The organism is Pseudomonas tohonis, from assembly GCF_012767755.2.
In the GTDB taxonomy this organism is placed as follows: Bacteria; Pseudomonadota; Gammaproteobacteria; order Pseudomonadales; family Pseudomonadaceae; genus Metapseudomonas; species Metapseudomonas tohonis.
In genome coordinates, this window is sequence record NZ_AP023189.1 from 5,880,429 (window position 1) to 5,892,941 (window position 12,513).

The window sequence follows — 12,513 nt, forward strand, 5'->3', positions numbered from 1 at the left end:
TCTGCGTAGAGTGAGCCCCACTTCTTATGCGTGCAGGAGCCTGCCCCCATGTCCGACCGTTATCTCGCCTTCGCCAACTCCAATGCCGGCCGACGCCTGGTCGGCGCCCTCGGGCTGCCCGCGCCGATGCGCCTGGAGCGCTGGATGGCGGGCCGCACCCGGCCGGTGGATGGCGCCCTGCTGCTGGGGGGTGAAGGGGCCCTGGCCGAAGCCGCCAGCACCGTGCTGAACAAGCTCACCGACCAGTCCTTCGCCGCCGAGGAGGGCCGCTTCGGCCTGGCCCGCTGGACCGCCGAGCACGGCCCCAAACTCAAGGCGCTGGTGTTCGACGCCAGCGGCCTGACCCGTTTCGAGCAACTGATCGAGCTGCGCAACTTCTTCCAGCCGGCCTTCAAGGGCCTGGGCAAGTGCCCGCGCGTGGTGGTCCTGGGCCGCCCGCCGGAGTCGCTGAAGGACACCGTGGCCGCCGCCGTGCAGCGCTCGCTGGAAGGCTTCACCCGTTCCCTGGGCAAGGAGATCCGCCGCGGCGGCAACGTGCAGCTGGTGTACGTCGGCAAGGGTGCCGAGGACCAGCTCGAAGGCGCCCTGCGCTTCTTCCTCTCGCCCAAGAGCGCCTACGTTTCCGGCCAGGTGCTGCGCCTCTCGGCCAGCAGCGCCCAGGTCAAGGACTGGAGCCGCCCGCTCAATGGCCTGAAGGCACTGGTCACCGGCGCCTCGCGCGGCATCGGCGCGGCCATCGCCGAAACCCTCGCCCGTGACGGCGCCGAGGTGGTGCTGCTGGACGTGCCCCAGGCCAAGGAATCCCTCGACGCCCTGGCCGCACGCCTGGGCGGGCGCGGCATCGCCCTGGACATCTGCGCCGCCGGCGCCGCCGCGCAGCTGGTGGCAGCGCTGCCGGACGGCCTCGACATCGTGGTGCACAACGCCGGCATCACCCGCGACAAGACCCTGGCGAAGATGAGCGACGCCTTCTGGGACTCGGTGATCAACGTCAACCTCAACGCCCCGCAGGTGCTGACCCAGGCCCTGCTCGACGCCGGCAAGCTGCACGACAACGGCCGCGTGGTGCTGATCGCCTCCATCAGCGGCATCGCCGGCAACATGGGCCAGACCAACTACGCGGTGAGCAAGGCCGGCGTGATCGGCCTGGCACAGGCCTGGGCCCCGTCCCTGGCCAAGCGCGGCATCACCATCAACGCCGTCGCCCCGGGCTTCATCGAGACCCAGATGACCGCCGCCATCCCCCTGACCATCCGCGAAGCCGGCCGCCGCATGAACTCCATGAGCCAGGGCGGCCTGCCCCAGGACGTCGCCGAAGCCGTGGCCTGGTTCGCCCAGCCCAGCTCGGGGTCGCTGACCGGGCAGGTGATGCGGGTGTGTGGGCAAAGTTTGTTGGGGGCCTGACGTCAGCTGCAAGCTTCAAGTTGCAAGCGACAAGCGACAAGAAAAAGCCGGGACCTGTGCCCGGCTTTGATGTTGCGGTTTAACCGGTGGGCTGAAGCCCACCCTACGCGCGGCCCTTGCTTGCGGCTTGAAACTTGCCGCTTGTAGCTAGTTCCCCACTGGCCTCCCCCGTCGCCGGAACTCCACCGGCGTCTCCCCCACCCAGCGCTTGAAGGCGCGGTAGAAGGTGCTCGGTTCCGAGAAGCCGGTGCGCTCGACTATCACTTCGATGCGCTCGTCGGTTTTCAGCAGCAGTTCCTTGGCCAGCCGGCAGCGGTAGTCGGTGACCAGGTCGTTGAAGCGCACGCCGGCCATGGCCAGGCGTTCGCGCAGGCGGCGGGCGGGCATGTTGAGGCGGGCGGCGACCTGTTCCAGGGTGGCGCCGCCGTCTACCAGCAGTTCGCCGATCAGCTCGCGCACCTTGCGCACCAGGTCCAGGCGTTCCACTTCGGCCAGTTGGCGACGGGCCAGGGATTCGTGCATGCGCAGCAGTTCCGGGGCGGCGTGGCGCGAGGGTTTGTCCAGCACGGCGGCATCGAACACCAGCGCGTAGCGCTCGGCGCCGAGGCGCGCGGGGCAGCCGTACACCGCCAGGTAACGCTCGGCGGCCGCGCCCTCGGTGTGCATCAGCTGCACTTCGCAGGCCTTGAAATCGCCCTCGGTAAGGGCGTCGAACAGGCGGATCACCGCGCCGGCGAGCATCTCCGGGAAGTGGCGGTTGATGCTGGCGTCCTGGCCCAGGGACAGCACGGCGCGCTCACCCTCGACCTCCAGGCGCGCGTTGAGGGTGTCGGACAGCAGGCGCACGTAGCGCAGCGCATGGCGCAGGCCTTCGCCGAAGGTCTCGCTGGAGAGGAAGAGGTATTCGAGCAGCAGCCCGTGGAAGGCCGGCAGGTGACCGGCCAGGTGCAGGCCGACGTGTTCCTCGGCGCACTCCTCGGCGGCGGCCTTCCAGAACTGGGTCTGCGCCGCATGGGGGAAGCGGCCGGCGGGCAGCCCGCCCGGCGGCAGGCCGACACGCACCAGCACCTTGTCAGGGTCGGCACCGCTGGCTCGCAGGGCGTCGATCACCGGGCGCATCAGCGCCACGTCGTCGGTCAGATCACGCATCATTTTCTGAATATTCTTGTTATGCGGGGCGGGGGCCATCTTATGCATCTTCAGGCCCCCCGCTCAAGGCGCGGATAGCGATTGCAGACGGATTGACTCGCCTGCCAGCGCCCCCTGCCCCACGGCCAATGCACCCCGCCTGCGGGCGGCTAAGCTGCACCGGTCCGCAACGAGGAGACTGCCCATGGCCACCGACTGGCTCGACCTGCCCGCACCACCCGCCCTGCCCGGCCTGTTCGCCCGCGCAGCCCTGCGCCGTGGCGCCACCGGCCGCACCCTGCCGGACCTCGGCCTGCGCAGCCAGGTGGACGTGGACGCCCGGCACCTGGCGCGCTACCGGCAGGTCTGCGGCTTCAAGGACAACGGCCAGCTGCCGCCCACCTACCCGCACATCCTCGCCTTCCCGCTGCAGATGCAGCTGCTCACCGACAAGCGCTTCCCCTTCCCGCTGCTGGGCCTGGTGCACCTGGAGAATCGTATCCGCGTATTGCGCACCCTCGGCGGCCTCGGGCCCTTCCGCGTCAGCGTCGCGGTGGAAGGCCTGCGCCCCCATGACAAGGGCGTGACCTTCAGCCTGATCACCCGCCTGGAAGACCAGCTAGGCCTGCTCTGGGAAGGCGACAGCCGCATCCTCTTCCGCGGCATGCGCCTCGATGGCAACGCCCCCGAGCGTGCGGAAAGCGAGGCCCTGGCGCTGGAAGAGATCGACCACTGGCGCGCCCCGGCGGACATCGGACGGCGCTACGCCAGGGTCGCCGGCGACTACAACCCCATCCACCTCTCGGCGCCCACCGCCAAGCTGTTCGGCTTCCCCCGCGCCATCGCCCACGGCCTGTGGAACAAGGCGCGCACCCTGGCCGCCCTCGCCTCGCGCCTGCCCGATGCCGGCTACGAAGTGGAGGTGCGCTTCCAGAAGCCGGTGCTGCTGCCCGCCGAGGTGCGCCTGCTGGCCAGCGCGCCCGCCGCCCTGGGCCAGTTCGCTCTGCGCGGCAAGGACGACCTGCCGCACATGGCCGGCAGCTGGAGCCCGCTGCAGGGCTGACGGCCGACGCTTGCGCGGCGCCAGCCGCCGCACCAAGCTATGCGGCTCCAGGAGAGCCGCATGAACCTCGCAGAACTGACCCAACGCCTGCACGCCATCCGTGACCACAACGATTGGCGGCCATTCCACAGCCCGAAGAACCTGGCCATGGCCGCCAGCGTCGAGATGGCCGAACTGGTGGAAATCTTCCAGTGGCTGAGCGAGGACCAGTCCCGCCAGCTGCCCGCCGACACGCTCGAACACGCCGGCCAGGAAGTGGGCGACATCGTCCTCTACCTGCTGCTGATGTGCAGCGAACTGGGCATCGACATGGAGCAGGCGGTCCGCGCCAAGCTGGCCGACAGCGAGAGGCGCTTCGTCCGATGAGCGCCCCGACTCCCGACGACCGCCACTTCGACGAACTCGCCACGCGCTTCGCCGAGAAGATCTATGGCGGCGCCAAGGGCGCCATCCGCCTGGCGGTGCTCCAGGCCGACCTCGCCGAGACCCTGCCCGAACGCCCGCTGCGGGTGCTGGATGTCGGCGCCGGCCTCGGCCACATGAGCCTGTGGCTGGCCCAGCGCGGCCACCAGGTGACCCTCGCCGAACCCGCCGAGCCCATGCTCGAAGGCGCCCGTGCGCGCTTCGCCGAGGCCGGCGTCGAGGCCACCTTCATCCAGGCGCCTTGGCAGGACTTGCTCGGCCAGCTCACCGAGCCCTATGACCTGGTGCTCTGCCACGCCGTGCTGGAATGGCTCGCCGAGCCCCACGCCATCCTCCCCGTGCTGCACCAGCTGACGGCGCCGGGCGGCTGGTTGTCCCTGGCGTTCTACAATCGTGATGCGCTGATCTACCGCAACCTGCTCAAGGGGCATTTCCGCAAGCTGCGGCGCAACCGCTTCGCCGGCGAAGGCCAGAGCCTGACCCCGCAACAGCCGCTGGACCCGAGGGAGCTGGCCGGGCAACTCGACGGCCTGTGGCAGGTCGAAACCCGGAGCGGCGTGCGGGTCTTCCATGACTACATGCCGAGTGAATTCCAGGCCAAGGCCGAGCTGGTCGACCTACTGGAAATGGAGCTGGCCCACCGTCGCCACCCGAGCTTCATGGGGTTGGGGCGGTACCTGCACTGGATCTGCAGACCCCAATAAGAGAGCCCGCTGCGGGCTCGCCTCGACGGAGGCCCCATGAAACGCACTGCCCTTCCTGCATTCACCGCCCTCGCCCTGCTGGCCCTCGCCGGCTGCCAGAGCGCCAACCCCTACAAGGCCGAATCCAGGCCGATGCCGCCGGCCCCGCCGGAGGCGGCCACCACCTTCGACCGCTCCGCCTACCCGGCGCCGCCGCGCGACTTCGGTCGCTACCGCAACTGGACCTGGCTCAACGGCCGCCTGCCCGCCGGCAACAGCTGGGCGACGCCGGAGCAGATGGTCGACATCGTCAACTCCGGCCTCGACCAGCACGGCCTGCGCCAATCCCGCGAGCCCGCCGCCGCCGACCTCAAGGTCGCCGCCAGCCTGCGTTTCGAGAAGCGCCTGCGCCAGTACAACGACTCCAGCGGCGCCTACTACGGCAACGGCCCCTACCGCGACCAGTACGGCGCCTGGGCCACCGTGCCCCTGGTGCGCACCTACGAGCAGGAAGTGGCCGTGGTCTACCTGGAGTTCTACGACGCCCGCGACAACCAGCCGGTGTGGAGCGGCAGCGCCGAGAGCGACGCCAGCGGCAGCCGCAGCGACCGCACCACCGCGCTGCGCGAAGCCATCAGGGAAGCCCTGGAGAACTACCCGCCGCGCTGAGCCGTTACGGCGACCCGACCACCGCTTCGCGGCCCGAAAAACGGAACCGCCGCGCGCCGTAACGATCCACATGCACGCCATTGCCGGCCTGCACGAAATCTTCTTGCCGGCCGCTCTGGCTTGCGCTTGGATAGTGATTCCGGCAGAGGAGAGCCAACCATGTTCCGCCGTCTGTTCATCGCTTCCGCCCTCCTGCTCCTGGCCGCCTGCCAGAGCTACGAGATCAACCGCGACTTCGACCGCAACCGCGACTTCGCCGCCTACCGCAGCTGGAGCTGGAAGGAGCCCGCGCTGCAGTACAGCCCCGACGACCCGCGCATCAAGAGCGACCTCACCGAGCAGCGCATCCGCGAGGCCGTGGCCCAGCAGCTCGACCAGCGCGGCCTGCGTCCCGCCGCCAACGGCGCGGCCGGGGACCTCAAGGTGCAGAGCTGGCTGATCGTCGACGATCGCCAGCAGCAGGTGACCACCGGCTACGGCGGCTACTGGGGCGGTTACTGGGGCAACTACTGGGGCGGCCCGGCGATGACCGAGACGCGCACCTACGATTACAAGGTCGCCACCCTCCAGGTCGACCTCTACGACGGCAAGGACGGCAAGCTGGTCTGGCGTGGCAGCGCCGGGCAGATCATGCGCACCGACCCGCCGACCCCGGCCGAACGCGAAGCCGCGATCCGCGAGACCGTCGCCAAGGTCCTCGCCCAATACCCTCCGCAATGACCGAGCACCGATGACCGCACTCAGCCACCGCCCCGCCCAGGCCGCCGATCTCGACGAGGTCGTCGGCTTCCCCCAGGACCGCGACGAACTGTTCTTCTGCTACCCCAAGGGCATCTGGCCGCTCACCGTCGGCCAGCTCGCCGCCGTGATGGCCGAGCGCCGCGACAACACCGTGGTGCTGCTGGAGGGCCGCGTCGCCGGCTTCGCCAACTTCTACCAGTGGCAGCACAACGACTTCTGCGCCCTCGGCAACCTCATGGTCGCGCCCTGGGCGCGGGGCCACGGCGTGGCCCAGTACCTGGTCGGCGTCATGGAGAACCTCGCCCGCGAGCACTACCACGCCACCCGCCTGCGCATCTCCTGCTTCAACGCCAACGCCGCCGGGCTGCTGCTCTATGCCCGCCTGGGCTACCAGCTCAACGGCATCGCCGAGCGCCAGGACCCGGACGGCCGTCGCGTCGCCCTGGTGCTGATGGACCGCGCACTGACCCCGAGCGACTGAACGCCATGCCAGGAACAGGGATGACCCCGCCAGCCGATGAACCCACCTTCGACGGCACCCACTGGAGCAATGCAGACAGCGACCGCATCGAGGTGGTCGACCCGGACCCCGACTGGCCCCGCCGCTACCGCGAGGAAGCCACCGCCATCAGCGACGCCCTGGCGATCCAGGGCATGCGCCTGGAGCACTTCGGCAGCACCTCGGTCCCCGGCCTCGCCGCCAAGCCGGTGATCGACATCCTCCTGCTGCCCCCGCCCGGCTACGACTGGCAGCGCCTGGTCGCCCCGCTGGAAGCGCTCGGCTACCAGTTCTGGCGCGACAACCCGGCCACCGACCGCATGTTCTTCGTCAAGGGCATGCCCCCCAGGGGCAGGGGCCGTACCCACCACGTCCACGTGATGACCCAGGCCAACGCCGTGCGCCACCTGCTGTTCCGCGACCACCTGCGCAACCACCCCGAGGACGCCGCCGAATACGCCCGGGTCAAGCGCGACCTCGCCGAGCGCTTCCCCACCGACCGCGACGCCTACACCGACGGCAAGGACGAGGTGGTCGGCGCCATCCTCGGCCGCGCCACGGCGGCCATGCATGAAGCGGGCGGGATACAGGGTGGCGATGAAGGCGGGCCGGTGAGGGGCTGAGATCGAAAGCCAAGTGAGGTGCTGACGCAGAAAAATGAATCGGTGCCGACCATCGCTGCCGCGACATCACCTATGATCCGCTGCCCTCTCACAGGCAAGGATCGTGGCCATGCTGGAATGGAACTCCCTCAACCTCAGGCAGCGCGTCTCGGTGCTCTGCCTTCTCGGCTTCGCCCTGACCTACGCGCTGATCACCCTGCCGTTCATCGCCGCCCTCGAAAGCCCGTCCATGGTGGTGCGCAGCCTCTGTGAATGGCTGGCCATCATCGCCCTGTTCAGCGCCATCGCACTCGACCCGATGTTCGTCAGGGGGCAACTGCTGCAACTCCGCCCCCGCCGCTTCCCGTTCGTCTGCAAATGCCTGTGGGTAGCGGTCATCCTGCTGTTCGGGCTGGGGAACATTGTCCGGCTCCTCGCCGGATGAGTGCGGAGGCCTCCGCCAGCCCAATCCAATCAGGGGCGCGAGCCAATCGGGACATCGACGAGATCATCCGCTACCACCTGAGTGAAGACGCCGGGCACAGCCACCCTTGACCGAAATGCCTGGCGATGCCGTCAGCCGGGCCGTTCACCGCGCCCACGCATCTTTCTATCGTGAGGGTCCGTTCCCCTTGCAGACGGCGCCCCATGCACAGCCCATCGCCCTACCCGCATCTGCTGTCTCCCCTCGACCTCGGCTTCGTCCAGCTGCGCAACCGCGTGGTGATGGGCTCGATGCACACCGGGCTGGAAGACCGCCTGTGGGACTTCGGCAAGCTCGCCGCCTACTACCGCGAGCGCGCCCGGGGCGGCGTCGGGCTGATCATCACCGGCGGCTTCGCGCCCAACCGCGAGGGCTGGTTGCTGCCCCTGGGCAGCAGCCTCACCGGCGGCATGGAGGTGCCCGCCCACCGGCGCCTGACCCAGGCGGTGCACGCCGAGGGCGGGCGCATCCTGTTGCAGATCCTCCATGCCGGGCGCTATGGCTACCACCCGCTGGTGGTCTCGGCCTCGCCGCTCAAGTCGCCCATCAGCTGGTTCGCCCCGAGGGAGCTGAGCGAGCGCGGCATCGAGAAGACCATCCGCGCCTTCGTGCGTTGTGCGCGCCTGGCCAAGGCGGCGGCCTACGACGGCGTCGAGGTGATGGGCAGCGAGGGCTACCTGCTCAACCAGTTCCTCTGCCCGCGCACCAACCAGCGCCGCGACCGCTGGGGCGGCAGCCTGGAAAACCGCATGCGCCTCGCGCTGGAGATCGTCCGGCGCATCCGCCGCATGGCCGGCGAGCGCTTCATCCTCGGCTATCGCCTGTCGCTGCTGGACCTGGTGGACGGCGGCAACACCTGGGACGAGGTGCGCGAAATCGCCCTCGCCCTGCAGGACGCCGGCCTCACCCTGCTCAACACCGGCATCGGCTGGCACGAATCGCGGGTGCCGACCATCGTCACCTCGGTGCCCCGCGGCGCCTTCGTCGAGGTCACCGCGCGGCTGCGCAAGGAGCTGCGCATCCCGCTGATCGCCAGCAACCGCATCAACACCCCGGAGCTGGCCGACGCCATCGTCGCCAGCGGCCAGGCGGACCTGGTGTCCATGGCCCGCCCGCTGCTGGCCGACCCGCAGTTCGTGGCCAAGGCCGCCGCCGGCAGGGGTGACGAAATCAACACCTGCATCGCCTGCAACCAGGCCTGCCTCGACCACGCCTTCGCCAACCGCCGCGCCAGTTGCCTGGTCAACCCGCGCGCCGCCCACGAGACCGAGCTGCGCTATTCCCGCGCCCGCCAGCACAAGCGCATCGCCGTGGTCGGTGCGGGCCCGGCGGGGCTTTCCGCCGCCTGCGTCGCCGCCGAGCGCGGGCACCGGGTCACCCTGTTCGAGGCCGCCGACACCATCGGCGGGCAGTTCAACCTGGCCCGGCGCATTCCCGGCAAGGAAGAGTTCGACGAGACCCTGCGCTACTTCCGCACCCGCCTGCAGCGCCTGGGCGTGGAGCTGGTGCTGGGCCGGCGCATCGCCCCCGGCGAGCTCAGCGGCCACTACGACGACGTGATAGTCGCCACCGGCGTGCGCCCGCGCCTGCCGGCCATCGAGGGCATCCACCATGCCAAGGTGCTGAGCTACCTGCAGGTGCTGCAGGGCGCCCCGGTGGGCCCGCAAGTGGCGCTGATCGGCGCGGGTGGCATCGGCTTCGACCTCGCCGCCTACCTGCTTCACGAGCGGAGCCCCAGCCCGGAGCGGTGGCGCGCGGAGTGGGGCATCGACTTGGGCGGCAGCACGCCGGGCGGCCTGGTGGCAGCCGAGCCGGCCAAGCCGCAGCGGGAAATCTGGCTGCTGCAACGCAAGCCCGGCGCCCTCGGCAGCGGCCTGGGCAAGACCAGCGGCTGGGTGCACCGCGCCCACCTGGCGCGCAATGGCGTGCACATGCTCGGCGGGGTCGCCTACCGGCGCATCGACAACGACGGCCTGCACATCGAGATCGAGGGCCGGGAACAGGTGCTGCCTGTGGATAACGTGGTGATCTGCGCCGGCCAGGAGCCGCTGTGCGAGCTGCAACCGGTGCAGGGCTCGGACCACCTGCGCCTGCACCTGATCGGCGGCGCCCGCCGTGCCGGTGAGCTGGACGCCAAGCGGGCGATACGCGAAGGCGCGGAATTGGCGGCGAGGCTCTAGGGGCAGCCGGCCGCTCCGCTCGAGGGGTTTCGCTTCGCTCCAGGCCATCCGACGAAAGCCACCAGCGCACGCACCTGGACCTAGGCCGGGTGCAACCCGGCGGCTCCTTTCGCGGATGAATCCGCTCCCACAGAAAAGCCCTGCCCCGGCACCACTCGTAACGTAGCCCGGGGCGCGCAGGCTCACAGGTCCCAGTCGGGGTCGTCCTGCAGGCGTTCGGCCAGGTGGTCGAGCAGCAGGCGCAGGGCCGTGGGCATCTGCCGGCGGGTGCCATAGAGGGCGTAGATGCCCAGCTCCTGGGGCTCGTAGCCCGGCAGCAGGGGGACCAGGGCACCGGAGCGCAGGTGCGCGGCCACCGAGTAGCGTGGCTGCAGGCTGATGCCCTGGTCGGCCAGGGTGGCCTCCAGCAGCACCATGGACTCATTGGCGCTGAGGCTGCCGTCCACCGGCACCGCGCAGGGTTCGCCGTCGCGGAAGAAGGCCCAGAGGCTGCGGCCGAAGAAGGAGTAGGTCAGGCAGTTGTGCCGGGCGAGGTCCTCGGGGCTGCGCGGCAAGCCATGGCGGGCGAGGTAGGCCGGGGTGGCGCAGACCACCGAGCGGCAGGTGGCGAGCTTGCGGGCCACCAGGTTGGGGTCGAGCTGGTTGGTGATGCGCAGCGCCAGGTCCACGCGCTCCTCGATCAGGTTCACCGCCTGGCTGCTGACCAGCAGGTCGACGCTCACGCCCGGGCAGTGCACCTGGAAGCGGCCGATCTCGTGCACCAGCCAGGCCTGCGCGAAGGACTGGCTGCAGGTGACGCGCAAGCGCCCGCGCGGCGCCTCGCGGCTGTCCCGGCCCAGGTGCTGCATGGCCTCGGCCAGGGCGCAGAGCTCGCGACACTGCGGCAGCATCTGCTCACCGGTGCCGGTCAGGCTCAGGCGCCGGGTGCTGCGATGCAGGAGGCGCGCGCCGGCCCACTCCTCGAGCGCGGCGAGATGGCGCGAGACCATCGCCCGTGACATTTCCAGGGCTTCGGCGGCGGCGGTCTGGCTGCCCCGCTCCACCACCTCGACGAAGACCCGCATGGCGGTTATCCGGTCCATAAGAACGCTCGGAATATGCAACAAACAAGTGCGGATTATGGCGTTTTTAGCTGCATTACGAGCAACTATCCTGGGCACCTCTTCCATCGAGGATTTTCGCAATGGCCCCCTTCGCTTCCCTGCGCCGCCTGCTGGCCGGCGCCGCCCTGATCGCCGCCACCGGCAGCGCCCTGGCCCAGCCCCTGCAACTGCAGGTCTACAACCCCGGCGACAAGGCCGTGTTCCCGGTCACCTCGTCGCTGATCCTCGGCAAGCACGACGCCCTGCTGGTGGACGCGCAGTTCTCCAGCCACGAGGCCGACGAACTGGTGCGCCGCATCCAGGCCAGCGGCAAGCGCCTGACCACCATCTTCATCAGCCACGGCGACCCGGACTTCTACTTCGGCCTGGACACCCTGCTGCGCGCCTTCCCCGAGGCCAAGGTGCTGGCCACCGCGCCGACCATCGAGCACATCCAGGCCACCAAGGACCTGAAGCTCGCCTACTGGGGCCCGATCCTCAAGGACGGCGCACCCAAGGCCCTGGTGGTGCCGAAGCCGCTGGAAGGCGACAGCCTGGAGCTGGAAGGCCAGCACATCCAGGTGATCGGCCTGGACAGCGCCGACCCGGCCCACACCAGCCTGTGGGTGCCCTCGCTGCGCACCCAGCTGGGCGGCGTACTGGTGAGCGGCAACATGCACGTGTGGACCGCCGACTCGCAGAGCGCCGAATCGCGCCGCAACTGGATCGCCGCGCTGGACCGCATCGAAGCGCAGAAGCCCGAGCAGGTGATCCCCGGCCACTACCTGGGCGAACGCGCCGCCGGTCTCGACGACCTGCGCTTCACCCGCGACTACCTGAAGGCGCTGGAGCAGGAACTGCCCAAGGCCAAGGACGCCGCCGCGCTGATCGCCGCCATGAAGAAGCGCTACCCGGGCCTGGCCGGCGAGGCCGACCTGGAGCTCAGCGCCAAGGTGCTCAAGGGCGAGATGCAGTGGCCCTGATGCGCTGACGGGCGACAGCCCGGGGGGCGGGCGGCATACTGTGCGCCCCCCGAAAACAGGAGATACCCATGCCCAGTGCCTGGTGGCTGCTCGCCCTGCCCTTCATCGCCGGTGCCTTCCTGCCGTTGCAGGCCGGCATCAACGGCCTGCTGTCGAAGCAGGTTTCCAGCGTCATGAGCGCCGCGCTGATTTCCTTCCTGGTGGGCACCCTGGCGCTCTTCGCCGTGGCCGCCGTGCAGCGCGAGCTGCCCAGCTTCGCCGCGCTCAAGGGGCTCACCTGGTGGCACTGGAGCGGTGGCCTGCTGGGCGCCGTGTTCATCGCCACCGCCGCCTTCGCCGGCCCCCGCATCGGCGCCATGCTGTTCATGGCCCTGGTCCTCGCCGGCCAGCTGAGCATGGCCCTGGTGCTCGACCACTACGGCTGGGTCGGCTACCGCGAGGCGCCCATCAGCCTCGGCAAGATCGCCGGGATGGTGCTGATCATCGGCGGCGTGTGGATGATCCGCCGCGGCTGACGAACTGCGATAGCCATGTGCTGCTATCGGCCGAGGAACGCGATAAGCTCTGCCGAT

14 protein-coding genes are annotated in these 12,513 nt (G+C 69.9%); 12 read left to right on the plus strand and 2 right to left on the minus strand.

Translation table 11 applies throughout. From position 1 onward, the window contains the following. Positions 1 to 48: 48 nt before the first annotated feature. On the plus strand, positions 49 to 1,404 hold the full coding sequence (locus HSX14_RS27000) for a 3-oxoacyl-ACP reductase (protein ID WP_173171576.1): 1,356 nt from the start codon (positions 49 to 51) through the stop codon (positions 1,402 to 1,404). Between the two features lie 147 nt (positions 1,405 to 1,551). On the opposite strand, the gene HSX14_RS27005 is transcribed toward HSX14_RS27000, so the two are convergent. Next, positions 1,552 to 2,553 (minus strand): AraC family transcriptional regulator, encoded by a 1,002-nt coding sequence (locus HSX14_RS27005; protein ID WP_173171716.1) that lies wholly within the window; start codon positions 2,551 to 2,553, stop codon positions 1,552 to 1,554. Between the two features lie 184 nt (positions 2,554 to 2,737). Between HSX14_RS27005 and HSX14_RS27010 the strand changes: the two genes are divergently transcribed. The 9 genes from HSX14_RS27010 to HSX14_RS27050 all read left to right on the plus strand — a co-directional run bounded on the left by HSX14_RS27010 (position 2,738) and on the right by HSX14_RS27050 (position 9,876). Then, complete coding sequence (locus HSX14_RS27010; protein WP_173171574.1) at positions 2,738 to 3,595, plus strand: MaoC family dehydratase; 858 nt, start codon at positions 2,738 to 2,740, stop codon at positions 3,593 to 3,595. Between the two features lie 60 nt (positions 3,596 to 3,655). After that, positions 3,656 to 3,961: a nucleotide pyrophosphohydrolase gene (locus HSX14_RS27015; protein WP_111262031.1), complete on the plus strand. Its 306-nt coding sequence runs from the start codon at positions 3,656 to 3,658 to the stop codon at positions 3,959 to 3,961. Beyond that, the gene (locus HSX14_RS27020; protein WP_173171572.1) at positions 3,958 to 4,722 is read left to right on the plus strand and encodes a methyltransferase domain-containing protein; all 765 of its coding nucleotides are present in this window, start codon (positions 3,958 to 3,960) and stop codon (positions 4,720 to 4,722) included. Before HSX14_RS27015 ends, HSX14_RS27020 begins: the two co-directional genes overlap by 4 nt. A gap of 36 nt (positions 4,723 to 4,758) precedes the next feature. Next, positions 4,759 to 5,370, plus strand: a complete 612-nt coding sequence (locus HSX14_RS27025; RefSeq protein WP_173171570.1) for a DUF4136 domain-containing protein — start codon at positions 4,759 to 4,761, stop codon at positions 5,368 to 5,370. 159 nt (positions 5,371 to 5,529) lie between these two features. Then, entirely contained in the window at positions 5,530 to 6,090 is a 561-nt protein-coding gene (locus HSX14_RS27030; protein ID WP_173171568.1) for a DUF4136 domain-containing protein, read from the plus strand. A gap of 10 nt (positions 6,091 to 6,100) precedes the next feature. Next, positions 6,101 to 6,592: a GNAT family N-acetyltransferase gene (locus tag HSX14_RS27035; protein WP_173171566.1), complete on the plus strand. Its 492-nt coding sequence runs from the start codon at positions 6,101 to 6,103 to the stop codon at positions 6,590 to 6,592. Positions 6,593 to 6,612: 20 nt separating this feature from the next. After that, on the plus strand, positions 6,613 to 7,233 hold the full coding sequence (locus tag HSX14_RS27040) for a GrpB family protein (protein WP_173171564.1): 621 nt from the start codon (positions 6,613 to 6,615) through the stop codon (positions 7,231 to 7,233). Between the two features lie 109 nt (positions 7,234 to 7,342). After that, on the plus strand, positions 7,343 to 7,657 hold the full coding sequence (locus HSX14_RS27045; RefSeq protein WP_173171562.1) for a hypothetical protein: 315 nt from the start codon (positions 7,343 to 7,345) through the stop codon (positions 7,655 to 7,657). A gap of 203 nt (positions 7,658 to 7,860) precedes the next feature. Then, on the plus strand, positions 7,861 to 9,876 hold the full coding sequence (locus tag HSX14_RS27050; RefSeq protein WP_173171560.1) for an NADPH-dependent 2,4-dienoyl-CoA reductase: 2,016 nt from the start codon (positions 7,861 to 7,863) through the stop codon (positions 9,874 to 9,876). A 182-nt stretch (positions 9,877 to 10,058) separates the two neighbouring features. Here the strand turns inward: HSX14_RS27050 and HSX14_RS27055 are convergent, their stop codons facing one another. Continuing rightward, positions 10,059 to 10,958, minus strand: a complete 900-nt coding sequence (locus tag HSX14_RS27055) for a LysR family transcriptional regulator (protein WP_173171558.1) — start codon at positions 10,956 to 10,958, stop codon at positions 10,059 to 10,061. Positions 10,959 to 11,059: 101 nt separating this feature from the next. On the opposite strand from HSX14_RS27055, the gene HSX14_RS27060 reads away from it, so the two are divergent. Both HSX14_RS27060 and HSX14_RS27065 read left to right on the plus strand, forming a co-directional pair. After that, positions 11,060 to 11,941: an MBL fold metallo-hydrolase gene (locus HSX14_RS27060; protein WP_173171556.1), complete on the plus strand. Its 882-nt coding sequence runs from the start codon at positions 11,060 to 11,062 to the stop codon at positions 11,939 to 11,941. Between the two features lie 68 nt (positions 11,942 to 12,009). Beyond that, positions 12,010 to 12,456 (plus strand): DMT family transporter, encoded by a 447-nt coding sequence (locus HSX14_RS27065; RefSeq protein ID WP_173171554.1) that lies wholly within the window; start codon positions 12,010 to 12,012, stop codon positions 12,454 to 12,456. The last annotated feature ends 57 nt before the right edge of the window (positions 12,457 to 12,513 follow it).

What these genes read in the sequence shown, in the direction of transcription:
- HSX14_RS27045 (WP_173171562.1), top strand. Translation starts at nt 7,343, where the DNA reads ATGCTGGAATGGAACTCCCTCAACCTCAGGCAGCGCGTCTCGGTGCTC.
- HSX14_RS27010 (WP_173171574.1), top strand. Translation starts at nt 2,738, where the DNA reads ATGGCCACCGACTGGCTCGACCTGCCCGCACCACCCGCCCTGCCCGGC.
- HSX14_RS27025 (WP_173171570.1), top strand. Translation starts at nt 4,759, where the DNA reads ATGAAACGCACTGCCCTTCCTGCATTCACCGCCCTCGCCCTGCTGGCC.
- HSX14_RS27015 (WP_111262031.1), top strand. Translation starts at nt 3,656, where the DNA reads ATGAACCTCGCAGAACTGACCCAACGCCTGCACGCCATCCGTGACCAC.
- HSX14_RS27060 (WP_173171556.1), top strand. Translation starts at nt 11,060, where the DNA reads ATGGCCCCCTTCGCTTCCCTGCGCCGCCTGCTGGCCGGCGCCGCCCTG.
- HSX14_RS27005 (WP_173171716.1), bottom strand. Translation starts at nt 2,553, where the DNA reads ATGCGTGATCTGACCGACGACGTGGCGCTGATGCGCCCGGTGATCGAC.
- HSX14_RS27065 (WP_173171554.1), top strand. Translation starts at nt 12,010, where the DNA reads ATGCCCAGTGCCTGGTGGCTGCTCGCCCTGCCCTTCATCGCCGGTGCC.
- HSX14_RS27055 (WP_173171558.1), bottom strand. Translation starts at nt 10,958, where the DNA reads ATGGACCGGATAACCGCCATGCGGGTCTTCGTCGAGGTGGTGGAGCGG.
- HSX14_RS27040 (WP_173171564.1), top strand. Translation starts at nt 6,613, where the DNA reads ATGACCCCGCCAGCCGATGAACCCACCTTCGACGGCACCCACTGGAGC.
- HSX14_RS27050 (WP_173171560.1), top strand. Translation starts at nt 7,861, where the DNA reads ATGCACAGCCCATCGCCCTACCCGCATCTGCTGTCTCCCCTCGACCTC.
- HSX14_RS27030 (WP_173171568.1), top strand. Translation starts at nt 5,530, where the DNA reads ATGTTCCGCCGTCTGTTCATCGCTTCCGCCCTCCTGCTCCTGGCCGCC.
- HSX14_RS27020 (WP_173171572.1), top strand. Translation starts at nt 3,958, where the DNA reads ATGAGCGCCCCGACTCCCGACGACCGCCACTTCGACGAACTCGCCACG.
- HSX14_RS27035 (WP_173171566.1), top strand. Translation starts at nt 6,101, where the DNA reads ATGACCGCACTCAGCCACCGCCCCGCCCAGGCCGCCGATCTCGACGAG.
- HSX14_RS27000 (WP_173171576.1), top strand. Translation starts at nt 49, where the DNA reads ATGTCCGACCGTTATCTCGCCTTCGCCAACTCCAATGCCGGCCGACGC.